The sequence below is a fragment of the Actinomadura litoris genome (genome assembly GCF_009733595.1).
GTDB classification, from domain to species: domain Bacteria; phylum Actinomycetota; class Actinomycetes; order Streptosporangiales; family Streptosporangiaceae; genus Spirillospora; species Spirillospora litoris.
Window position 1 is genome coordinate 305,340 of record NZ_WOFH01000002.1, and the last position, 20,650, is coordinate 325,989.

The window sequence follows — 20,650 nt, forward strand, 5'->3', positions numbered from 1 at the left end:
CCACCTCGGCCGTCATCCGTGCCGCGCGACGGGACCGGCGGCCTCGTCCCGGAGCCGCCGCCGGACCACCTTCCCCCGCTCGTCCCTGGGCAGATCCGCCCGGGGGACGAACGCGCCGGGCACCTTGTAGCGCGACAGGTGGCGCTCGCAGTGGCGGCGCAGCTCGTCCGCCGAGAAGAGGTAGGCCGGGTGCTCCACGACGTACGCGACGACCCGCTCGCCGCGCCGCGCGTCGGGGACGCCGACCACCGCGCACTCGTGCACCGCCGGATGCCGCCGGAGCACGCCCTCCACCTCGGCCGGGACGACGCTGAACCCGTTGACCTTGATGAGGTCCCGGTGGCGGTCCAGGAGGGTGAGGAAACCGTCCTCGTCCATCACCGCGATGTCACCCGTGCGGAGCCAGCCCTTCGACAGCACCCGCGCGGTGGCCAGCGGCGCGTTCCAGTACCCCGCGAACACCTGCGGGCCGCGCACGACCAGCTCGCCCGCCTCGCCCGGCGGCAGGATCCGCGTCGGCCGCTCGGCGTCGACGACGACGGCGTCCGTCATCGGCAGCGGCAGCCCGACCGGGAGGTCTCCTCCCGGACCCGACCGGCGGCGAGTGTCCCCGAGCGGGTTCGCGGCGACGGCGGGGGACGCCTCGGTAAGGCCGTAGCACTGGATCAGCCCGCGCGCGCCCAGCCGCTCCAGCCGCTCGGCGGTGGCCCTCCCGAGCCCCGCCGCGCCCGAGATGAGGACCCGCGCCGACCGCAGGTCCGAGGGGCGGAAGCCGGGGCTGTCGATCATCCGGTCGTACAGCGCGGGCACGCCCGGGACGATCGTCGGCCGGTGCCTGCGCAGGGCCGCCAGCACCTGGCCGGGCTCGAAGCGCGGCACCAGCACCACCGCCCCCGCCGCCAGCACCGGCGCGACCAGGCAGCTCATCAGGCCGAAGGAGTGGAACAGCGGCAGCACGCCGAGCGTGACGTCCCGTCCGGGCCGCCCGCCGGGGTCCCACGCCCGCTGCTGGCACGCGTTCGCGACGAGGTTGCGATGGGTCAGCATCGCCCCCCTGGGACGCCCCTCGTCCCCGCCCGTGTACTGGATCACCGCCAGGTCCCGCGCGGGCTCGACCGGAAGCTGCCGGACGCGCCACGCGGGCCGCTGCAACTCCCGGAACGCGATCACCCCGGGCCCGTCCGGGACCTCCGCCGCCGCACGCTCGCGCCAGGTCCGCGCCCGCGCCGCCGCCCGCCGCGCGGCCGGGAGGTAGTCGGCCAGGGACGTGACGACCACCTGCTCCAGCGGCAGCCCGTTCCGGACGGACCGCACGGTCGGATAGGAACGATCCACCACGACCGCGACGCGGGCGCCGCAGTCCGCGAGCCGCAGGCGCATCTCCTCCGGCGTGTGCCGGGGGTCCTGCGGCACCGCGACCGCCGCCCGGCGCAGCACGCCGAAGAACGCGATGACCTGCTGCGGGCAGTTCGGCAGGACCAACGCGACCCGGTCGCCCGGCTGCACGCCGAGCCGGTGCAGCCCGTCGGCGAACCGGTCCGCCGCGTCCCGCAGCTCCCGGTACCCGATCCGCCGGCCGTAGAAGATCAGCGCGGGCCTGCGCGGATACCGCTCGGCGGCGTCGTCGAGCAACCGCGTGAGCGGGACGTCCGGGACGGTGATCTCGGTGGGAACCCCCGGCTGGTACCAGCGCCGCCATGGACGTGATCGTTGTGACGAGGGCCACATGACCGTGAATTCAACCACCGTCCGGCCGCGCGCGCCCCCCGAACGATCACCTCACCGCGCGCGGGCGGAGGATTCAGCCCGCGGTGCGGTAGTGGTAACCGCAGATTTCCTTGAATCCCGCCCGTCCGTAGAGGGCGAGCGCGGCGTCGTTGCGCCGTTCCACCTGCAAATACATGCGGTCGGCGCCTTGCGCGCGGGCGAACCCGGCCAGTGCCGCGAGCACGGTGCGGGCGGCGCCCCTCCCGCGCGCCCGGGGAAGCGTGGCCATGCCGAACAACCCCGCCCAGCCCGTGTCGGCGACCGCGCGGCCCACCGCGACGACCTCGTCCCCGAGCATCGCGCCGGCGTAGGCGCTCGGCCGCTCGACGCGCGCGAGCATGTCCCGTTCGTGGCGGGCGTCGTCGCCGTGGCCGCTCGCCGCGGCCCAGACCTCGAACCAGGCGTCCGCCGGTCGGTCGTCCAGCCGGACGCGGAGCGGGCCCGGCCGCACCAGCTCCAGGACGCGCGCGGTCGGCGCGCCCTGGAGCGACATCGCGTCGTGCCGCCGGTAGCCGCGCCCGGCCAGGATCGCGTCGAGCGCGTCCGCGCACGCCGGGGGGCTGATCTGGAACCGGGCCGCGACGCCGTGACCGGCGTAGAACGCCTCGGCCGCGGCGATCCCGCGCGCCAGCTCGTCCGGCGCGGCGCCGCCGTGGGGCAGCGCCGACCGCACCCACCACGCGCCGCCGCGGGCGTGGCGCAGCCACCACCCTCCGGCGTCCTCGACCAGCTCCGCCGGGAGGGCGCGGGCCGCCCGCTCGTGCAGGCCCCTGAGCGACTCCGGGCTCACCGCCATGCCGGGGTCAGTGGCCCGTGGCGCCGTCGATGCGCTCGCGGAGCATGTCGGCGTGGCCGTTGTGGCGCGCGTACTCGACGAGCATCGCCTGGTAGACCCATCGGAGGCTCATCTCGGTGCCGCGCCGGGGGTCGAGGTAGACCTCGTCCAGCGCGTGGCCGGACGTCGCGCGGCGGCACAGCTCGACCTCCCGCCGGTAGGTCGCGAGGTCGCGTTCCGCGTCGGCGCCGTCGAGGTCGAACTCCGCGGTCATGTCGTCGTCGGTGCAGTACAGGTAGCCGGGGGTCTCACCGGCGAACCTCGTCCGGAACCAGTCGCGTTCGACCTCGGCCATGTGCCGGACGAGGCCGAGCAGGGACAGGTTCGACGGCTCCACGCAGCGCAGCCCGAGCTGCTCCTCGGTCAGCCCGCCGCACTTCCAGAGCAGCGTCTCGCGTTGCAGGTCGAGCCACGCCTCGGTGAGCGCGCGCTCGTCCGCGGTCGGCTCGCTCAGCGGCGCCAGGACACGGTCGATCGTCGGGGCGGTCCACACCATGACGGCAGTATGTCGGACATGTGCCCGCCGCGCGGGTCAGATGGGCTGCCGGGAGCCCTCGATCCGGCCCCGGACGAGGCGCGGGTGGAAGTAGCTGATGCCGACCCGGGCCGTGCCGGTGACGCAGAAGATCTGGTAGCCGTTGCGGCCGTCCTCGTCCGGGACGGCGAAGTCCTCGGGATCGAACATGCCCTCCGCCGTCATCGCCGCGAACCAGCGGCCGAGCGCGTACTCGTCGGCGAAGCTCTCCAGCCCCGTGCCGCGGCGGCCGAGCGTGTAGCGGACCTCGTAGGAGCAGCCCTCGGGGGGGAACCTCATATGCGCCCCGCCCCGCGGCAGACGTTGCACCGCACGCCCGTGGCGGTGCTGGTGCCGGTGCCGTCGCAGCCGGGACAGGGCCGCGTCGCCGGCTTGGTGTGCTTGCCCATCCGCGCCATCGTAGGGCCCCGACCGGCGGACCGCCGCCGTTTCGCGGGCGATCCGCCGGGCGCGGGTCAGGCGTCCGCGAGCTTCAGCACGAGGTCGGTGACCCAGTCGTCCGGGTCGGGCACCTCCGCGGGGTGGGTCTTGAACACCTCCAGGCGGCAGGCCCACCGCTCGCCCTGGTCGGTGTGCTCCATGTCCCAGGCGAGGCCCCGGGAGGTCCCCCACGCGAGGACGGCGGCGGTGATCTCCACCAGCCGTTCGGGATGCCCCACGTGGGTGTAGGTGACATAGCGGCCCGCGGGGAGCGTGGCCGGGTGGATCTCGCCCTCGCCCTCGACGGGCGCCGCGAGGGGCACCCCCGCCTCGACGCCCAGGGTGCCCGGCATGTCGATGATCTCGTAGCGGAGGAAGGGCGCCCCCGCCGCCGCGACGCCCCGCGCCGCGAGCCACCCGAGGATCACCGGGACCCGGTCGGCGATCTCCGCGAACGTGGCGGGTGTGACGTTCCTCCGCACCGCGACGTAGGGGACGGCGGGTCGCTTCTCGACGGCCGGGTCCACCGGCAGGTTCGTGGTCATGGACAGGTGGACCGCCGCGTCCTGGGAAACTCATCGCCGTCCGCCCGGCGTGCGCCGTGCCTCGTGCGGGGCCGGGATCTCCTATCCTCGGCTGACGGCGCCGGTCCCCGGGGAGCGGCGCCGCCCCTACGCTGATTTTCTTGATCGATCCGGGAGGCCCGCACCGTGGTGACGACGGGCGGTGCCGTGCCCATCTCCGTGAGCCCCGACCGCAGGAGCCCTACCGTGCAGACGACCGTGCCGACCACCGCGCCGATGGCCCTCACGACGTCGATCCGCTCCTACGACTGGGGGTCGGCCACCGCACTGCCGGAGCTGCTCGGCACCGCGCCGACCGGGCGCCCGCAGGCGGAACTGTGGGTCGGCGCGCATCCGGCGGCGCCCTCGTCCGCCGACGGGACGCCGCTCACCGAGCTGATCGCGGCCGACCCGGAGGGCATGCTCGGCGCGCCCGCGGCGGAGCGGTTCGGCGCGTCGCTGCCCTACCTGCTGAAGATCCTCGCGGTCGAGCGGCCGCTGTCGCTCCAGGTCCACCCGACGGTCGCGCAGGCCGAGGCCGGGTTCGCGGCGGAGGAGGCGCGCGGCATCCCGATCGACGACCGGGCCCGAAGCTACAAGGACCCTTACCACAAGCCGGAGATGATCTGCGCGATCACCGATTTCCACGGCCTGTGCGGGTTCCGCGAGCCGTCGGCCACCGCCGACCTGCTCGAAAATCTCGGCGTGGACGACCTGCTTCCGTGGGCCGCGATGCTCCGCGAGGAACCGGCGGAAAAGGCGCTGCCCACCGTTCTCGCGGAGATGCTGGACGGCAGGGTCCCGGTGTCCCGCGTGGAACGCTCTCTCGGACCCGTCCACGCCGGTATCGCGCGTGCCCACCCGGACGACCCGGGAATTCTCGCGGCGCTGCTGCTGAACCATTTCACGCTGCGGCCCGGCCAGGCGATCTTCCTGGACGCGGGCGTGCCGCACTGCTATCTCGGCGGCCTCGGCGTCGAGGTCATGGCGAACTCCGACAACATCCTGCGGTGCGGCCTCACCGGCAAGCACGTGGACGTCCCCGAACTGCTGCGCGTCGTCGACTTCGCCCCCACGACCCCGCATCAGGTGGCGCCGGACGCCGGGCCGGGCGGCGAGTTCCGCTACAGCCCGCCGGTCCGCGACTTCGCCCTCGTCCGCCACGACCTGGACGGGACGGCGCACGAACTCCCCACCGGCATTCCGCAGGCGCTCCTGTGCGTGCAGGGCGAGGCCCGCCTCACCGGCCAGACCGGCGCGCTGACTCTGCGTCCGGGTGAGGCGGCCTTCGTCCCGGCGAACGCGTCCACCCCGAAGCTCACCGGCGAAGGCACCCTCTACCGCGCCGTCCCCGGCGACCACTGACCCCCGGGGGGCCGCGTTCACCGATTCGAGTGGCCTCCCCGTCGCTGTCGCGCGTACATGGTCATTTTCAAGCCGAGATATGCGAGCCAATACCCGCAGAGCGCGCCGATGGCCAGGACGATGTACACGACGATGTTTCCGCCGGGAGTCGTCCCGGTGGCGGACGCCGCCAACATCATGGTCAGAGCAACGGCGGCCAGAAGGAACCCGGCCATGAAGATGGCATACCGGTATGTGGGCATCAGTGCGGAGTCGGGGATCTCGCGCTTCGGGCGCCACCGGGCCATGGTTTCATCCTTTCATCGAGGGTGAGGGGTTCGGTCCGGCCATGTGGATACCGCCGCAAAGACCTAGGCGGCTTTGGTTAGGCGAGCCTCGCCTCTGTTTCTCCTTCCCCTTCCCGTACCAGACGTCGACGGCTATTCCGCCTACGCCGAACGGTATTCCTACGGTGGTCGGCCAGGCGGGTATCGAGTGACCTCGCGCGTTGTACGCGGAGGGCAGGGGCACCAGAACAAAGCGGATGATCGCCACGGCAGCGTAAACGGCTTCGCGCATTGGTCACCATCCGTCACTCTGAGGTAAGGAGGGGTGCGCTGTTGTGTCCGCAGCGGGCATTTGCCCGCGGAGCGGCCGGTTAATCTGATATCGCTTCCGCTGTCCGCCGCCCGCCGGGAGCCGGGTGCGGCATCAGCGGGGAGATCGGGTGATGCGGGCGCAGTCTTCGCAGGCCCGCACGATGGTGCCGTCGGGCAGGGTGCCGACCGGCACGCGGGGCAGCGGGAACCGCTTGTGGCACACCACGCAGGCCCGGCCGAGGCGCTGGCGGGCCGTCAAGGACGCGGGGTCGATGATCACCGGATCGGCGAGCCGCACGGGACGGCCCGGCCCCGAGTGCCGACGGCGATGGGGAGCATTCTTCCCGGTCTCCTGTTCTGCGGGGTCGCAGGCGGTGGCCGCTGAACGGCCAAGGATCGACTGCCAAGATCATGAGGTACGGTCCCGCACCAGTAAAGACCCTTTTCGGTTATCGAAGGCGACGGAGAGTCAAGTGGGGAGTGCGTGTCGCGCGGTATTGAATAACCGAACGGTAAACTGTGCTGATCATGGTGAGAATTTCGCCGAAGCGGGCGCTTTGTCGGCCCGGACGACGGTGGTCGGCGCCTGGGCGGTGTGATACGCGCCACAGCGCTGTCGTCAGGGTGAGCGATCCTGCTCGGCCCGCCTCGGCGGCGCTGGACGGGCCCTCGGCTTCCCGGCTCTGCGTTTGCGCAGGTGGGTGGTTGCCGGGGGGCGTGGTCGGGGCCGTTCCTCAACGCTTCCTTAACGGGGGCATAAGCGGCGCGCCCTGGGTGGCGGGGGGTGCGACGTTCGAGGTGTGGCACTGCGAATGGGCAAGGAGACCGCTTCGCCCGCGTCCCGCGCCGCGGTCGTCCGGGCGTTGCGGGCGCTGCCGCCCGCGCACCGCGAGATCCTCGCCGAGACCGTCTTCCGGGACCGGTCGGTCAACGAGGCGGCGGCGGCGCTGGGGGTGCCGGTGGAGGTGGTGAAGGACCGCGTCTACCGGGCGCTTCGCGCGCTTCACGGCGCCCTGGGATAAGTGTGCGGAAAAGGTGTTGCCGATGGTGGTCCGGGCTGTCAGGGTTGGTCTCGAACAGGGTTGGTCTCGAAAGGGACGCCGGGGTGAGAGGAGCGGGGTTATGAGTCGCCATCGACGGCACAGCCGAAGCCGCTCCGGTTCCGGGAGCCGCCGCCGGACGTGATTCCCGCGTTCTGACGGCGACCGCCCGCGGACCCGAGGTCCGTCCGGGCGGTTTCGTGTTCTTCTCCGGAGGGTTGGCCGAGCGGAAAGGCATCGGCTTGCTAAGCCGTGGTCAGGGGTCACCCTGCGCGAGTTCGAATCTCGCACCCTCCGCGAGCATGTCTCCGTGGCGCAGCGGAAAGCGCGTCGGGTCGCGGACCCGGAGGGCGCAGGTTCGAATCCTGCCGGAGACACGGCGTCCGTGGTGTGGTGGCCTGCACGTCAGGTTGTGATCCTGAAGGTTCCGGTTCGATCCCGGGCGGACGCCCTTTTATCGTGCCCTGTGCGGCGATGGCGCAGGATATTGCGCACGCCAGATATTGCCCGCGGGATTACCTTGCGATGGGCCGATTCCGGAAACACCTCGCGCCATGGACTTCTCTGCCGCCAAGGCCGTGCGCCGCCGGTTCCCGGCGTTCGGCATGCCGGTCGCGTTCGCGCTGACCCTGGCCGGCGCGCCCCTCGACGCGAGCGCCGCCCCCGTGCCCTACCTCGATCCGGCGCGTCCCGTGGTGGAGCGGGTCGAGGACCTGCTCGCGCGGATGAGCCTGGACGACAAGATCGGCCAGATGACGCAGCCCGAGCGGCGGTCCATCGCGCCCGCGGAGGTCGCCCGGTTCAAGATCGGGTCGGTGCTGTCGAGCGGGGGGTCGGCGCCCAGCCCCAACAACGCGCGGACCTGGGCGGACATGTACGACGGGTTCCAGAGGGCGGCGCTCGGCACGCCGCTGCGCGTCCCGATGATGTACGGCGTGGACGCGGTGCACGGCCACAACAACGTCGTCGGCGCGACGATCTTCCCGCACAACATCGGGCTCGGCGCGACCCGCGACCCGGCGCTGGTGCGGCGGATCGGCGCCGCGACCGCCGAGGAGATGACCGGCACCGGGGTGGACTGGGACTTCGCGCCGTGCGTGTGCGTCGCCCGCGACGACCGGTGGGGACGGACGTATGAGTCGTTCGGCGAGGTCCCGGGGCTGCCGTCCGGCATGACGACGCTCATCGAGGGGCTCCAGGGGAGCAGGCTCGGCGCCGGTCCGACGTCGGTCCTCGCGACGGCGAAGCACTATGTGGGGGACGGCGGCACGGCCGGCGGCGACGACCAGGGCGACACGCGCGGGTCGGAGGCGGAGCTGCGCGCCGTCCACCTGCCGCCGTTCCGGGAGGCGGTGCGGCGGGGCGTGGGGTCGGTGATGGCGTCCTACAGCTCGTGGAACGGCGTGAAGCTGCACGGGAACCGCTACCTGATCACCGAGGTGCTGAAGCGCGAGCTGGGGTTCTCCGGGTTCGTCGTGTCGGACTACAACGGCATCGACCAGATCGACGGCGAGCCCGGTTTCACCCGCGCGGAGGTCGCCGCCGCGGTCAACGCCGGGATCGACATGGTGATGGTGCCGGAGAAGTGGCGCGCGTTCATCGACGACCTGCGCGCGGCGGTACGGGCCGGCGAGGTGCCGATGGCGCGGATCGACGACGCGAACCGGCGGATCCTCGCCCAGAAGTTCCGGCTCGGGCTGTTCGAGCGGCCGCTGGCCGACCGCCGCTACCTGGACACGGTCGGCGGCGCCGCGCACCGCGCCCTCGCCCGGCGCGCGGTCGCCGCCTCGCAGGTGGTGCTGAAGAACGACGACGACGTGCTGCCGCTCGACCGGGACGACGAGAAGATCTTCGTGGCGGGCCGCAGCGCGGACGACATCGGCCGCCAGTCCGGCGGCTGGACGATCACCTGGCAGGGCGCGCCCGGGGCGACGACGCCCGGCACGACGATCCTGGAGGGCATCCGGCGGGCGGCGGGCAGGTCGCGGACCGTCACCTACTCCGAGGACGGCAGCGGCGCCGACCCGTCCTACGACGTCGCAGTCGCCGTCGTCGGCGAGCGCCCGTACGCCGAGTACAAGGGCGACCGCACCGACGACCTGCGGCTCACCGGAGCCGACCTGCGGACCATCGCGCGGCTGCGCGGCGCCGACGTCCCGGTCGTGGTGGTGCTGGTCTCGGGACGGCCGCTGGACGTGACGTCCGAGCTGCGGCACTGGGACGGGTTCGTCGCGTCCTGGCTCCCCGGCACCGAGGGCGCGGGGGTCGCCGACGTCCTGTTCGGCACGTCCGCGCCGTCGGGGCGCCTGCCCGTCACCTGGCCCCGCTCCGCCGCGCAGGAGCCGATCAACCTGGGCGACGGCAAGCGCCCCCTGTTCCCGATCGGCGCCGGCCAGACCTACGACGATGACGACTGACCGGCGCGACCGGGGCCCTCAGCGGGCGAAGACGCCGAGGGCGTCGAAGACGTGCCAGGAACCGGTCCTCTTCCTGATCACCACCGCGTTCCTGCCCTTGCGCATCGCGGCGCGGGGGAGCGCCAGCTCGACGTAGGACGGCTTGAGCAGCGTCCCCGGCACGGTCGCGTCGCCTTCGAGCGACCCGCGCGTCGCGCCGTTCTCCAGCTTCACCTCCGGGACCGCGGTGCCGTTGGCCGAGATCAGCAGCGACCCCGGGAGCGTCGCGTGCGTGTCGATCAGCCAGATCGACAGCCACGTCTCGGCGGGCACGGTGTCCAGGTTGAACCGGAACGTGGTGCTGCTCTCCCGGTTGCCCGCCCACCCGTCGGCCGGGCCCGGCTGGATGTAGGACCAGTCGGTCTCGGGCTTGCTCGTGCCGTAGGTGTAGTCGACGCCGTTCGGGAACCGGTCCTTGTACTGGGCGTATCCGGCGGGGGCGAGCGCGAACCCGAGGCTCCTGTGGTCGTACTTGCCGACCCGCGCGATCGGCTTGGCCGACAGCGCCACCGACTCGGCGCTGTGCCCCTCGACCAGCGCGGACGGTTCGCTCCGCGCGCCCGAGGCGTCCACCGTCACGATGCGGTAGTACCAGTCCTGCCGGTGGCCGCCCTGCCGGTCGTGCAGGAACGAGGCGTAGACGGTCTTGGTGAGCAGCGTGTCGGGGCCGACGGTGAAGTCCCTGGACCGCGAGGCGTAGAGGGCGTAGTGGTCGACGAGCGGGTGGTAGGCCTCGCCCTCCCAGGTCAGCCGGACCCGGCCCACCTCGGCGGCGGCGCGGATCCGCTCCACCGGGCGCGGCTCGTCGGCCGCCGCCGCCCTGCCGGAGGCGGCGAGGACGGCCGCGGGGACGGCCGCCGCGGCGGTGCCGAGCGCGGCGCGCCGCGAGAGCGGTCGCGAGATGGAGTGGGACATGGCTCAGACCTCCCGGTTCAGACCGGGGCGTCCGGCCTCGGTGACGAAACGCGCCGCGGTCGCCAGCGGGGCGCCGGGCCTGCTGACGTAGGGCACGGTCATGAACTCCGACGTCAGGGCCGTCGGGGTCATGCGGCAGCGCAGGTAGCCGCGCCGCGCGTTGTAGAGCTTGACGTGCGGGTTGGCCAGCCAGACCTTGGCGCTGGAGTCGGTGTCGGCACCGTCCCCGTCGGAGGCGGCGGAGCCGCACACCAGTTCGGTGCCGACGGTCGCCGACGCGGGGTTCTCCCAGGTGGCCTTCAGATCGGCGGCGACGTGCCGGTGGATGTCGCCCGACAGCACGACCGGGTTGGCGACGCCGTGGCGCTTCCACGCGGAGAACAGCCGGTCGCGGTTGGCGGGGAAGCCGTCCCACATGTCGTTGCTGAACGTGGAGCCCGCGCCGGGGGTCCGGTCGATCTGCGCCATGACGACGCCGGTGACGTGCAGGTTCCAGGTCGTGTCCGAGACGCGCAGCCCGTCGTAGAGCCACTGCTCCTGGCGGTCGCCGAGGATCGAGCGGCGCGGGTCGTGCCGCTCCGGCGAGTCGTCGACGACCTGCCCGGCCGGGTACTTGTCGCGGTACTGCCGGTTGTCCAGGAGGTCGAGCTGCGCGAGCCGTCCCCACCGCCGCCGCTGGTAGAGGTCGATGGCGGGGCCGTTCGGAAGGGACGCGGCGCGCAGCGGCAGGTTCTCGTAGAGCGCGCGGTAGGCGACGGCGCGGCGGCGCAGGAAGTCGGCCGGCGCGATGCCGGTCTCCGACCAGTCGTCGGCGTAGTTGTTCTGCACGTCGTGGTCGTCGGTCGTGAACACCCACGGCGCGGCGGCGTGCGCGGCCTGGAGGTTCGCGTCGGACTTGAACAGGGAGTACCGCAGCCGGTACTGCTCCAGCGTCGTGGTCTCGACGGCGTGCTCGGGGCCGGGCAGCGGGACGCCCTCCCGCCACATGTTCGTGCCGGTGATGCCGTATTCGTAGATGTAGTCGCCGAGGAAGACGACGAGGTCGGGGTCCTCCTTGGCGAGGTGCTCGAACGCGGTGAAGTGGCCGTGGTACCAGGCCGCGCACGACGCGGCGACGAAGCGCAGCTCCGCGGGGCCGGACGCCGGGTCGGGCGCGGTGCGGGTGCGGCCCACCGGGCTCAGCTCCGTCCCGGCGCGGAACCGGTAGAAGTACTCCCGGTCGGGGCTGAGCCCGTTCACCTCGGCGTGCACCGAGTGGCCGAGCTCCGGCGAGGCGACGGCCTGCCCGCGCTGGACGACGCGGGCGAACCCCGCGTCCTCGGCGACCTCGTAGTCGACGGTGTAGGGGCTGCGCGGCATGCCGCCGTGGCCGTCGGGGGCGAGCGGGCGCGGGGCGAGCCGCGTCCACAGGACGACGCCGTCCGGCAGCGGGTCGCCGGACGCGACGCCCAGCGTGAACGGGTCGGCCGGGACCTTCCCGCCGACGGTCTCCTTGGCGGCGGCGTGCCCGGTGCCGAGCGCGAACGCCGCGGCTCCGGCACCGGTCGCCGCCAGGAACGAGCGGCGCGCGGGCAGGGGGGATCTCATGGGCGGTGCTCCAGAATGCGGGGAGGGGGGAAGGGGGTGGACGGTCAGTCGGCGAGGGCGGTGAGCGCCTTCTGCAGGTCCTCGGCGGCGCGGTCGACGCTCTTGCCGCCGGTCAGCGCGGCCGTGACCTGCTCCTGGACCGCGACGCTGACCTCGTTGTAGCGGACGACGACGGGGCGCGGCCGGGCGCTCTCCATGCCCTCGCGCAGCGTCGGCAGGTAGGGGTACTTCTTGATCATCCCGGGGTCGTCGTAGAGCGCGGCGAGCGACAGCGGGAACGACTGCGCCCGCCCGTACTCGCCCTGGACGGACGGCGACACGATGTAGGCGATGAAGTCGCGGGCGCTCGCCTGGTGCTTGGAGAACGCCGACACCGCGAGGTTGTTGCCGCCGAGCACCCCGGAGCCGGGGCCGTGCTCGCCGGGGATCGGCGCGACGTCGAACCGTCCGGCGACCTCGGAGCCGTCCTTCTCCGACGCGAGCGCGTACACGTAGGCCCAGTTGCGGTGGAAGAGGAGCGACCCCTCCTGGAAGGCGCGGCGTCCCTCCTCCTCCTTGAACGTGACGCCCTTGCCGGGGATCGTGCCGTTGCCGAAGCCGTCCACGAGGAACCGGAGCCCGGCCTTGGCCTGCGGCGTGTTCACCTGCGGCTTGCCCGAGGCGTCGAACACCTGCCCGCCCGCCGACTGCACCGCCTCCGCGTAGTTGACGGTGAGGCCCTCGTACTTGGCGTACTGGCCCGCGTAGCAGTCCACGCCCTTGCCCTCGGGCAGCCGCTTCACCTTCGCGCAGTCCTCGCGCATCTCGGCCCAGGTCTTCGGCGGGGCCTTCACGCCCGCCTTGGCCAGCAGGTCCTCGCGGTAGTACAGGACGCCGGTCCCGGTCAGCCACGGCTCGGCGTACAGCCGTCCCCGGTACATGCCGGTCCGCAGCGCCGCCGGGACGAGCGTGCGGGCGTCGGCGAGGTCCTTGGGCAGCTCCTGGATCCAGCGGCGGGCGGCGAACTCCGCCGTCCACACCGCGTCCAGCCGCACGACGTCGTAGGCGTCGGACTTGATCCGCATGTTCTGGACGAGCTGCTGCCGCGCCTGGTCGCCGTCCTCGGGCAGCTCGACCAGCCGGGCCCTCTCGTTCGGGTGCGCGTCGTTCCACCGCGCGACGAGCCTCGGCACCGTCCGCGTGAGGTCCTTGCCGAGGGCGAGCGTGATCGGGCCCCGGGCGTCGTTCCCGGCCGGGGCCGCCGCCTTGCCGCCGTCGTCGCCGGAGCCGCACGCGGCGAGGCCCACCGCGCCGAGGGCCAGGACGAGCGCCGCCGCGCCGGCCCGCAGGGATCTGGTCGTCATGGGCGGACCGTGCCTTTCGCCTGGGGGTGGATGGATGGTGCGGTCGGCTCGCCCGAGGTCAGCTCCACGACCGTTCCGCTCCGGCGGGCGTGCTCGGCGGCCCAGACGACGCGGTGCGAGGCGAGGCTCTCCCGGCCGCCCGAGTGGAGCGCGGACGGGTCGCCGGTCGCGATCGCCTCGACGAACGCGTCGGCCAGCACCTCGTCGGCCTCGTCGTGCCGCCCGTCGGGCGGCGGGTCATCAGGGCTCTTCCGGGGGGCGTGGGGGGCCGTCCCCCCATGGGACACCGCGCCGGTCTCGGTCTCGATGACCTCCAGCCCGCCGGTGCGGAAGTCGCGGACCGCGAGCCGCGTCCCGTCGCCCTCGACGCTGCCGAGCGTCCCGAAGATCCGGGTCTGGCGCGGCGCGGCGGCGGCGAACGCGGTCATCGTGAACACCCCGGTCGCGCCGGACGGGAACTCCATGTTCACGACCTGGTGGTCCACGACGTCGTTGTCGCAGTCGTAGACGCAGCGGCCGTAGGGGCCCTCGCGCAGCGCCCGGAGCACGCCGTCCTCGGTGTGGTCGTGGGTGACCGCGTCGAGCGGCCACACCTCCAGCCTCGGATCGCCCAGGCACGACAGGTAGAGCCGCTTCGCCGAGTACGGGCAGGACGCCTCGACCGGGCAGTCCAGGCAGCGCGCGGCCGCGCCCTCCGGACGGTTCTCGGGGCGGAAGTGCGACAGCCGCCCGAACGAGCCGACCCGCGCGGGCACCTCGCCCATCACGTGGACGAGCCAGTCGATATCGTGGCAGGACTTCGTCATCAGCATCGGCCCGGACTCGTCCTCGCGGCGCCAGTGCCCGCGGACGTAGGAGTGGGCGTGATGCCACCACCCGACCGGCTCCAGGTGCTGGACGCTGACCGGCGTGCCGATCCGCCCGGCGCGGATCAGGTCCCGCAGCGCCCGGGTGTAGGGGGTGTACCGCAGGACGTGGCACACCGCGAGCATGACCCCGGCCCGCTCGGCGGCCTCGACGACGCGGCGCGCGTCCTCCTCGGACGTCGCCATCGGCTTCTCCAGCAGGATGTGGCAGCCCAGGCCCGCGAAGGCGATCGCGGGCCCGGCGTGCTCGGCGTCCTGGGTCGCGATGATCACCCCGTCGGCGATCCGGCCGGCGGCGGCCATCTCGCGCCAGCCGGGGAACGTCCGCTCCGGCGGGACGCCGTGCTCGGCGGCGAACCGGGCGCGCCGGCCGGGGTCGGCCTCGGCGACCGCGACGATGCGCCCCCGGCCCTCGCGGGCGATGCGCCGGGCGTAGGCCGCGCCCCGCAGCCCGGCTCCGGCCACGGCGATCGCCGGTCCCGTCATCTCCAACTTGGGTGCCTCCTGACCTGGGTGGATACCCTGGAACCGGTGCTCGTCCGGACTTAAGAAAACACATTTCATAAGTAGATTTGGCAATAATGTCGTCTGTCCGCCGATCTCTGTCAAGAGGTGCCGTGTCCGAACACTCCCTGCACGGGGGCGACCCGTCGGTCCTCCGCCGCCTCAACTCCGCCGCGATCCTGCGGGCGCTGCGCGAGGGCGGCGAGTCGACGCTGACCGAGGTCGCGAACCTGGTCGGGCTGTCCCGGCCCACCACCGAGGGCGTCATCGGCGCGCTCGCCGAGCGCGGCCTGGTCGCCGAGGCCGCGCCCCGCCAGGGCACCGGCCTCGGCCGGCCCGCCCGCCGCTACCGGTTCCGCGCCGAGGCCGGGTACGCGCTCGGCATCGAGATCGACGCGCACCGGGTGCGGCTCATGGTCGCCGACCTGGCCGGGGAGGTCGTCGGCGGGCACCGCGCCGACCTGGACGTCGCCGGCACGCCCGCCGAGCGGATCACCGCCGTGCGCGCCGCCGTCAAGGCGTGCCTGGCCTCCACCGGCATCGCGCGGCACGACCTGCGCGCGGTCGCCGCCGGGACCCCGGGCGTCGTCTCGCCGGACGGCACGATCGCGTTCTGCACCGTCGTCCCGGGCTGGGAGGGCGTCAACCTCGCCCGCGAGCTCGCCCGCTCGTTCAGCTGCCCGGTCATGGTCGACAACGACGCCAACCTCGCCGCGCTGGCCGAGCGGTGGCGCGGCGCCGCCCGCGAGGCCGACGACGTCATCTGCGTCCACGCGGGCCTGCACACCGGCATCGGCGCGCTCATCGGCGGACGGCTGCACCGGGGCCGCTACGGCGCCGCCGGGGAGATCGGCATGCTGCCCGAGCTGGGCCTGCGCGACACGACCGCGGGCCTCATCACCGGCTCGGACGTGGGCCCCGAGGCCGCCCTCGCCGCCCTCGCGGGGATCGCCGCCGCCGGTCCCGCGCTGGACGACGCCGAGCGCGTCCTCGCCGTCGCCGGGTGGGGCGGCGCCGAGGCGCAGGCCGTCGTAGAGCGGCTCGCCGGGCGGATGTCGCGCGGCATCGCGGCGATGGCGCTCGCCCTGGATCCCGAGGTCATCGTGGTCGGCGGGCCGCTGATCCGGGCCGGCGACCTGCTGATCGCCGAGCTGCGCCGGCAGGTCAGGCCGCTGTGCCTCAGCCCCGTCCGGATCGAGGCGTCCGAACTCGGCGACGAGTCGGTGGGGCTCGGCGCCCTGCGGCTCGCGCTCGACCGCGTCGACGAGGACCTGTTCCGCCTCGACCCGAGGACGGAGGCCGGAGAGGTCCGCCGCACCGGCGACGCGCGCCGCACCGGTGACACGCGGCGCGCGGGCGAGGTCCGCCGAGCGCGGCCGTCGCGGTCGGCATGAACCGCCCGGCCCCGCTCGACGACCTCGACCGCGCGCTCTATCCCTTCGCCCGCGTCCGCAACCCGGGCTGGAACACCCTGCACGTCGACCACGCCGTCACCGGGGTCGGCGACACGCCGAATCCAGTCCGTCCCGAATACCGGGTCCGCGCCGATACTGGATACAGCCACACCACCATCCTCCGCCCTCCGACCCCGCGCGAGGCGATCACGAGGCGTCCACATCGTTGACCGTCCGTACTGACGGAGGGGCCCAGTAGGGTCTCCCTCGTACGGGTGAGCAGGGGACCGAACCCGACGACGAGGAGTCAGGTGAGCGCACAGCCGGCGGAACCGCCCATGCTGCCGGGGCAGGTCCCGCCCATCCCGCGCACGATCAAGGGCATCAGCGATCGGCTGAGCGAGGAGCGGCGCGCCGAGTTCCTCGGCGAGGTCACGCGGGCGGAGCTGGGGCCCGACCTGTCCAACCTGCTCTCCGGTTGGTACGCCGAGGTCATGTTCGCGCAGCTTCCCGACCGGGAGGAACGCCGTGCCCGGGCTCGGGAGCAGATGAGAGACGGCAGAAAGATCTCGCTGGAGGAGATCGGGGACAGGCGGCGGTCCCGAAGCGGCGGCGAGTGATCGCGAAGAGGAACTGGACGGTCTTCTGCTCGGAGATCGCGGGCGGGGTCCTGCACTCGCTCCCGGACCGGGTCGAGGGCGTGATGACCCTGTTCCTCCGTGATCTGGCCCGGCGGGGCGGCGCCGCGATCGACGCGGGACTGCCGCCGCCCGGGAAGCCGCGCGACACGAAGGGGATCGAGTGGAGCGTCTCGGTGGACGACCTCGACGCGTGCGTCGAGTACGTGGTGATGGCCGACATCAAGGAGCTCTACATCGAGGACATCGTCTGGACCGGCTGAGTGACGACCGAGGGCCAGGTGGTCGGCGGGAGCGCCGAGCACCTGGCCCTTCGGTCCGGGGTCAGGCGACGATGAGGACGGGGTTCTCCAGCAGCTCGGCCAGCCGCGCCAGGAACCTGGCGCCGGTCGCGCCGTCGCAGGCGCGGTGGTCGACCGAGAGCGTCACGGCCATGCGCCTGCCGGGCACGACCTGCCCGTCGCGGACGACCGGCTCGTCCCGGACGGCGCCGACGGCGAGGATCGCGGCCTCCGGCGGGTTGATCACCGCCGAGAACGAGGCGACGCCGAACATGCCGAGGTTGCTGACGCTGAACGTGCCGCCGCTCATCTCCTGCGCCGACAGCTTGCCGTCGCGCGCCTTGCCCGCCAGCTCGCGGGTCTCCCGTCCGATCTCCGAGACGCTCTTGCGGTCGGCGTCCCGGACGACGGGGACGAGCAGCCCGTCCTCCACCGCGACCGCGACGCCGACGTGCACCCGCTTGTGGAAGAGCAGGTTCTCCTCGGTGTAGGAGACGTTCACCGCCGGGTGCTCGCGCAGCGCGGTCGCGACCGCCTTCACGACCAGGTCGTTCACGCTGACCTTGGCGGGGGCGAGCGCCTCGTTCAGCGTCGCGCGGAAGGCCAGCAGCGCCCCGGCGTCCACCTCCCGGTTCAGGTAGAAGTGCGGCGCCTCGCGCTTGCTCTCGGTGAGCCGCCGGGCCGCCACCTTCCGGAACCGGTTCAGCGGGACGGCCTCGACGTCGGGGTCGTCCACCCGCGCCTGGACGGGCGCGGCGGCCGGGGCCGGGGCGGCCGCCGGAGCGGGGGCGGCGGCCGGAGCGGCCGGGGCGCCGTCGCGGATCGCGGCCTCGATGTCGGCGCGGACGACGCGTCCGCCCGGTCCGGTGCCGGTCAGGGCGGCCAGGTCGATGCCGTGGTCGCGCGCCAGCCGCCGCGCCAGCGGGGACGACGGCGGACGCGACGCCCCGGTGCGTCCGGCGGGCGCGGGAGCAGGGGCCGGGGCGGCCGGGGCCGCGGCTGGCTTCTCCGCCGAGGCGGGCTTCTCCGCCGGGGTGGGCTCCTCGGCGGGAGCCGCCGCCGGTGCCTCCGGAGCGGGGGCGTCCGGGGCCGCCCCCTTCGGGGTGACCACGGCGATCGGCGCGCCGATCGCGGCGGACTCGCCCTCGCCGACCAGGATCTTCTCCAGCACGCCGGCCTCGTAGGCCTCGTACTCCATGACCGCCTTGTCGGTCTCGATGTCGACGATGACGTCGCCCACCGCGACCTCGTCCCCCGGCTGCTTCTGCCAGGAGCTGATCACGCCCTCCTCCATCGTGTCGGAGAGCCGGGGCATGAGGATCTCGGTCATCGGGCGTTCTCCAGGGCGAGACGGCCGGTCGCCCGGAGCGTGTCGCGGGCGGCGGCGAGCAGGGATTCGGCGGACGGCAGCGCCGCCGTCTCCAGGGACTTGGCGTAGGGGAGGGGCACCTCGGCCATCGCGACGCGGCGGACGGGGGCGTCCAGCCAGTCGAAGGCGCCCTCCTGGATGGTCGCGGCGATCTCGGCGCCGATGCCGTAGGTCAGCCAGTCGTCCTCGGCGACGACGGCGCAGCCGGTCCTGCGGACCGAGTCCACGACGGTCTGCCGGTCGAGGGGGCGCAGGCTGCGCAGGTCCACGACCTCGGCGGAGATCCCCTCGGCGGCGAGGGTCTCGGCGACCTCGGCGGCCACGCGCGCCATCCGGGAGTAGCCGATGATCGTGATGTCGGTGCCCGGACGGGTGACGGCGGCGCGCCCGATCTCGGCGGGCTCGATGGCGTCGATCTCGGCGGGGAGCTCGCCCCTGGTGTTGTAGAGGGCGAGGTTCTCCAGGAAGAGCACCGGGTCGTCGTCGCGGATCGCGGCCTTCAGCATCGCCGACGCCTCGGCGGGCGTACTCGGCGCCACGACCTTCAGGCCGGGGATGAAGGAGTAGAACAGCTCGACGTTCTGCGAGTGGGTGGCGCCGAGCTGCTGCCCGCCGCCGCCCGGCGTGCGGATCACCATCGGCACGCTGGCCTGCCCGCCGAACATCCCGTAGATCTTCGCGGCGTGGTTGACGATCTGGTCCAGCGCGAGCAGCGAGAAGTTGATCGTCATGATCTCCACGACCGGGCGGAGGCCGAGCATCGCGGCGCCGATCGCGGCGCCGACGAAGCCCTCCTCGGCGATCGGGGTGTCGCGGACGCGGCGCGGCCCGAACTCCTTCAGCAGCCCCTCGGTGATCTTGTAGGAGCCCTCGAAGAGCCCGATCTCCTCGCCGATCAGGAAGACGTTCTCGTCCCGCAGCATCTCCGAGCGCAGCGTGTCCCGGAGGGCCTGGCGGTAGGTGACGGTTGCCCGTTGCGTGGCGGTGGTCATGGGGACGGGCTCCTCAGGCGCGGAAGACGGGGTCGGCGGGGAGGCGGCGCAGCTCGCCCGGGACGGGGGTGGCGTAGGTGTAGTCGAACAGCGTCGACACGTCGGGCGCGGGGCTCGCGTCGGCGAACGCGGCGGCGGCGTCGACCTCGGCGGTGACCTCCGCGTCGAGCTCGTCGCGGGCCTCGTGGGAGAGGATCCCGGCCTCCTCCAGCTCCAGCGCCATCCGGGCGAGCGGGTCGGCGGCCTTGAGGGACTCCTTCTCCTCCTTCGACCGGTAGCGGGCCGGGTCGACGACCGAGTGGCCCTTGAGCCGGGGGCTGACGGCCTCCAGCAGGTACGGCTTGCTCTCGGCGCGGGCGCGCTCGACGGCGAGGCGCGCCGCGTCCCGCACGGCGACCACGTCGGTGCCGTCCACGCGGGCGCTCTCCATCCGGTACGCGGCGCCGCGCTTGTACAGCTCGGGCTCGGCGGAGGAGTTCTCCACGGTGGTGCCCATGCCGAGGCCGTTGTTGATCACGACGAAGACGACGGGCAGGTCCCAGAGCCCGGCGATGTTCAGCGACTCGTGGAACGCGCCGATCGCGGTCGTCCCGTCGCCCATGTGGCACATGACGACCTCGTCGCCGCCCTTGTAGGAGACGGCGAGCGCGGCACCGGCCGCCAGCGGCACCTGGCCGCCGACGATGCCGTAGCCGCCGAGCAGCCGCGCCTCGGCGTCGAACAGGTGCATCGACCCGCCCCAGCCCTTGGACACGCCGGTCGAGCGCCCGTACAGCTCCGCCATGACGCGGTCGGCGCTGATGCCCTTGGCCAGCGCGTATCCGTGCTCGCGGTAGTTGGTGAAGAGGTAGTCGGTCGGGCGCAGCGCCTCCAGCAGCCCGACGACGGTCGCCTCCTCGCCCAGGTTCAGGTGGCAGTAGCCGCCGATCTTGGCCTCGGTGTAGGCGCGGGCCGCGCGTTCCTCGAACCGGCGGATCAGCAGCATCTGCCGGTAGTAACCGGTCAGCTCCTTGGCATCGGCCGGGGGGACGGCCGCCGCGGGACGCGGCGTCCGGGTGCCGCGCGCTCTGCGGGTACGGGCCGGGGCGGCCGTGCCCGCCGACTGGGTGGTCTCAGTCATCGGCGACCTTCCTCTGTCCGGGGGGAACGCCGTAGGATCACCACGACGCTCACCGATCATCATTGATCAATGATCGATCATA

The 20,650-nt window shown here is 73.3% G+C and carries 21 protein-coding genes and 3 tRNA genes; 10 read left to right on the forward strand and 14 right to left on the reverse strand.

Annotated features, from left to right (window positions below; genetic code table 11):
- Window positions 1–12: 12 nt before the first annotated feature.
- The 5 genes from GNZ18_RS05840 to GNZ18_RS05860 all read right to left on the reverse strand — a co-directional run bounded on the left by GNZ18_RS05840 (window position 13) and on the right by GNZ18_RS05860 (window position 4,102).
- Complete coding sequence (locus GNZ18_RS05840; RefSeq protein WP_156215079.1) at window positions 13–1,728, reverse strand: AMP-binding protein; 1,716 nt, start codon at window positions 1,726–1,728, stop codon at window positions 13–15.
- Window positions 1,729–1,801: 73 nt separating this feature from the next.
- A complete protein-coding gene (locus GNZ18_RS05845; RefSeq protein WP_156215081.1) occupies window positions 1,802–2,563 on the reverse strand; it encodes a GNAT family N-acetyltransferase in 762 nt (253 codons plus the stop codon).
- Between the two features lie 7 nt (window positions 2,564–2,570).
- Window positions 2,571–3,098, reverse strand: a complete 528-nt coding sequence (locus GNZ18_RS05850) for a DinB family protein (RefSeq protein ID WP_156215083.1) — start codon at window positions 3,096–3,098, stop codon at window positions 2,571–2,573.
- A 36-nt stretch (window positions 3,099–3,134) separates the two neighbouring features.
- Window positions 3,135–3,416, reverse strand: a complete 282-nt coding sequence (locus tag GNZ18_RS05855) for a hypothetical protein (protein ID WP_156215085.1) — start codon at window positions 3,414–3,416, stop codon at window positions 3,135–3,137.
- Window positions 3,417–3,592: 176 nt separating this feature from the next.
- Complete coding sequence (locus tag GNZ18_RS05860) at window positions 3,593–4,102, reverse strand: GyrI-like domain-containing protein (protein ID WP_156215087.1); 510 nt, start codon at window positions 4,100–4,102, stop codon at window positions 3,593–3,595.
- A gap of 225 nt (window positions 4,103–4,327) precedes the next feature.
- On the opposite strand from GNZ18_RS05860, the gene manA reads away from it, so the two are divergent.
- Complete coding sequence (gene manA, locus GNZ18_RS05865; protein ID WP_312874323.1) at window positions 4,328–5,485, forward strand: mannose-6-phosphate isomerase, class I; 1,158 nt, start codon at window positions 4,328–4,330, stop codon at window positions 5,483–5,485.
- Between the two features lie 17 nt (window positions 5,486–5,502).
- On the opposite strand, the gene GNZ18_RS05870 is transcribed toward manA, so the two are convergent.
- Together GNZ18_RS05870 and GNZ18_RS05875 are read right to left on the reverse strand one after the other, a co-directional pair.
- A complete protein-coding gene (locus GNZ18_RS05870) occupies window positions 5,503–5,772 on the reverse strand; it encodes a hypothetical protein (protein ID WP_156215089.1) in 270 nt (89 codons plus the stop codon).
- Between the two features lie 403 nt (window positions 5,773–6,175).
- Window positions 6,176–6,361 carry a hypothetical protein gene (locus tag GNZ18_RS05875; protein WP_156215091.1) on the reverse strand — a complete coding sequence of 62 codons (186 nt, stop codon included), beginning with the start codon at window positions 6,359–6,361 and terminating at the stop codon, window positions 6,176–6,178.
- Between the two features lie 502 nt (window positions 6,362–6,863).
- Between GNZ18_RS05875 and GNZ18_RS05880 the strand changes: the two genes are divergently transcribed.
- The 5 genes from GNZ18_RS05880 (at window position 6,864) to GNZ18_RS05900 (ending at window position 9,520) form a co-directional block, all read left to right on the forward strand.
- Entirely contained in the window at window positions 6,864–7,085 is a 222-nt protein-coding gene (locus GNZ18_RS05880) for a sigma factor-like helix-turn-helix DNA-binding protein (RefSeq protein WP_242886439.1), read from the forward strand.
- 230 nt (window positions 7,086–7,315) lie between these two features.
- Window positions 7,316–7,400 (forward strand) — tRNA-Ser (locus GNZ18_RS05885).
- Window positions 7,401–7,407: 7 nt separating this feature from the next.
- Window positions 7,408–7,480 (forward strand) — tRNA-Arg (locus tag GNZ18_RS05890).
- A gap of 2 nt (window positions 7,481–7,482) precedes the next feature.
- Window positions 7,483–7,554 (forward strand) — tRNA-His (locus GNZ18_RS05895).
- Window positions 7,555–7,657: 103 nt separating this feature from the next.
- Window positions 7,658–9,520 carry a glycoside hydrolase family 3 protein gene (locus tag GNZ18_RS05900; protein WP_156215093.1) on the forward strand — a complete coding sequence of 621 codons (1,863 nt, stop codon included), beginning with the start codon at window positions 7,658–7,660 and terminating at the stop codon, window positions 9,518–9,520.
- Window positions 9,521–9,538: 18 nt separating this feature from the next.
- Here GNZ18_RS05900 and GNZ18_RS05905 read toward each other — a convergent pair whose 3' ends face one another.
- The 4 genes from GNZ18_RS05905 to GNZ18_RS05920 are packed head-to-tail and all read right to left on the reverse strand — an operon-like array spanning window position 9,539 to window position 14,756.
- Complete coding sequence (locus tag GNZ18_RS05905) at window positions 9,539–10,474, reverse strand: polysaccharide lyase family protein (protein ID WP_156215095.1); 936 nt, start codon at window positions 10,472–10,474, stop codon at window positions 9,539–9,541.
- Between the two features lie 3 nt (window positions 10,475–10,477).
- A complete protein-coding gene (locus GNZ18_RS05910) occupies window positions 10,478–12,061 on the reverse strand; it encodes an alkaline phosphatase D family protein (protein WP_156215097.1) in 1,584 nt (527 codons plus the stop codon).
- A 44-nt stretch (window positions 12,062–12,105) separates the two neighbouring features.
- Window positions 12,106–13,404 (reverse strand): ABC transporter substrate-binding protein, encoded by a 1,299-nt coding sequence (locus GNZ18_RS05915; RefSeq protein ID WP_156215099.1) that lies wholly within the window; start codon window positions 13,402–13,404, stop codon window positions 12,106–12,108.
- Window positions 13,401–14,756 (reverse strand): Gfo/Idh/MocA family protein, encoded by a 1,356-nt coding sequence (locus tag GNZ18_RS05920; protein ID WP_156215607.1) that lies wholly within the window; start codon window positions 14,754–14,756, stop codon window positions 13,401–13,403. The genes GNZ18_RS05915 and GNZ18_RS05920 overlap by 4 nt, the downstream gene beginning before the upstream one ends.
- A 131-nt stretch (window positions 14,757–14,887) precedes the next feature.
- Here GNZ18_RS05920 and GNZ18_RS05925 point away from each other — a divergent pair, with 131 nt between their 5' ends.
- From GNZ18_RS05925 to GNZ18_RS05940, 4 genes are all read left to right on the forward strand, one after another.
- Window positions 14,888–16,168 (forward strand): ROK family transcriptional regulator, encoded by a 1,281-nt coding sequence (locus GNZ18_RS05925; RefSeq protein WP_214618800.1) that lies wholly within the window; start codon window positions 14,888–14,890, stop codon window positions 16,166–16,168.
- The gene (locus GNZ18_RS05930) at window positions 16,165–16,398 is read left to right on the forward strand and encodes a hypothetical protein (protein WP_156215103.1); all 234 of its coding nucleotides are present in this window, start codon (window positions 16,165–16,167) and stop codon (window positions 16,396–16,398) included. Before GNZ18_RS05925 ends, GNZ18_RS05930 begins: the two co-directional genes overlap by 4 nt.
- An 81-nt stretch (window positions 16,399–16,479) precedes the next feature.
- Window positions 16,480–16,788 (forward strand): hypothetical protein, encoded by a 309-nt coding sequence (locus tag GNZ18_RS05935; RefSeq protein ID WP_156215105.1) that lies wholly within the window; start codon window positions 16,480–16,482, stop codon window positions 16,786–16,788.
- A complete protein-coding gene (locus GNZ18_RS05940) occupies window positions 16,785–17,069 on the forward strand; it encodes a hypothetical protein (RefSeq protein ID WP_156215107.1) in 285 nt (94 codons plus the stop codon). The genes GNZ18_RS05935 and GNZ18_RS05940 overlap by 4 nt, the downstream gene beginning before the upstream one ends.
- A gap of 61 nt (window positions 17,070–17,130) precedes the next feature.
- On the opposite strand, the gene GNZ18_RS05945 is transcribed toward GNZ18_RS05940, so the two are convergent.
- The 3 genes from GNZ18_RS05945 to pdhA are packed head-to-tail and all read right to left on the reverse strand — an operon-like array spanning window position 17,131 to window position 20,568.
- On the reverse strand, window positions 17,131–18,417 hold the full coding sequence (locus GNZ18_RS05945; RefSeq protein ID WP_156215109.1) for a dihydrolipoamide acetyltransferase family protein: 1,287 nt from the start codon (window positions 18,415–18,417) through the stop codon (window positions 17,131–17,133).
- Window positions 18,414–19,448 carry an alpha-ketoacid dehydrogenase subunit beta gene (locus tag GNZ18_RS05950; protein WP_156215111.1) on the reverse strand — a complete coding sequence of 345 codons (1,035 nt, stop codon included), beginning with the start codon at window positions 19,446–19,448 and terminating at the stop codon, window positions 18,414–18,416. The genes GNZ18_RS05945 and GNZ18_RS05950 overlap by 4 nt, the downstream gene beginning before the upstream one ends.
- A gap of 13 nt (window positions 19,449–19,461) precedes the next feature.
- Window positions 19,462–20,568 (reverse strand): pyruvate dehydrogenase (acetyl-transferring) E1 component subunit alpha, encoded by a 1,107-nt coding sequence (pdhA, locus tag GNZ18_RS05955; RefSeq protein WP_156215113.1) that lies wholly within the window; start codon window positions 20,566–20,568, stop codon window positions 19,462–19,464.
- Between the last annotated feature and the right edge of the window lie 82 nt (window positions 20,569–20,650).

Excerpts from the sequence above, each read along its gene's own strand:
- GNZ18_RS05905 (WP_156215095.1), bottom strand. The coding sequence starts at position 10,474 with ATGTCCCACTCCATCTCGCGACCGCTCTCGCGGCGCGCCGCGCTCGGC.
- GNZ18_RS05930 (WP_156215103.1), top strand. The coding sequence starts at position 16,165 with ATGAACCGCCCGGCCCCGCTCGACGACCTCGACCGCGCGCTCTATCCC.
- GNZ18_RS05870 (WP_156215089.1), bottom strand. The coding sequence starts at position 5,772 with ATGGCCCGGTGGCGCCCGAAGCGCGAGATCCCCGACTCCGCACTGATG.
- GNZ18_RS05950 (WP_156215111.1), bottom strand. The coding sequence starts at position 19,448 with ATGACCACCGCCACGCAACGGGCAACCGTCACCTACCGCCAGGCCCTC.
- GNZ18_RS05860 (WP_156215087.1), bottom strand. The coding sequence starts at position 4,102 with ATGACCACGAACCTGCCGGTGGACCCGGCCGTCGAGAAGCGACCCGCC.
- GNZ18_RS05915 (WP_156215099.1), bottom strand. The coding sequence starts at position 13,404 with ATGACGACCAGATCCCTGCGGGCCGGCGCGGCGGCGCTCGTCCTGGCC.
- GNZ18_RS05845 (WP_156215081.1), bottom strand. The coding sequence starts at position 2,563 with ATGGCGGTGAGCCCGGAGTCGCTCAGGGGCCTGCACGAGCGGGCGGCC.
- GNZ18_RS05840 (WP_156215079.1), bottom strand. The coding sequence starts at position 1,728 with ATGTGGCCCTCGTCACAACGATCACGTCCATGGCGGCGCTGGTACCAG.
- GNZ18_RS05945 (WP_156215109.1), bottom strand. The coding sequence starts at position 18,417 with ATGACCGAGATCCTCATGCCCCGGCTCTCCGACACGATGGAGGAGGGC.
- GNZ18_RS05900 (WP_156215093.1), top strand. The coding sequence starts at position 7,658 with ATGGACTTCTCTGCCGCCAAGGCCGTGCGCCGCCGGTTCCCGGCGTTC.
- GNZ18_RS05920 (WP_156215607.1), bottom strand. The coding sequence starts at position 14,756 with ATGACGGGACCGGCGATCGCCGTGGCCGGAGCCGGGCTGCGGGGCGCG.
- GNZ18_RS05910 (WP_156215097.1), bottom strand. The coding sequence starts at position 12,061 with ATGAGATCCCCCCTGCCCGCGCGCCGCTCGTTCCTGGCGGCGACCGGT.
- GNZ18_RS05850 (WP_156215083.1), bottom strand. The coding sequence starts at position 3,098 with ATGGTGTGGACCGCCCCGACGATCGACCGTGTCCTGGCGCCGCTGAGC.
- pdhA (WP_156215113.1), bottom strand. The coding sequence starts at position 20,568 with ATGACTGAGACCACCCAGTCGGCGGGCACGGCCGCCCCGGCCCGTACC.
- GNZ18_RS05855 (WP_156215085.1), bottom strand. The coding sequence starts at position 3,416 with ATGAGGTTCCCCCCCGAGGGCTGCTCCTACGAGGTCCGCTACACGCTC.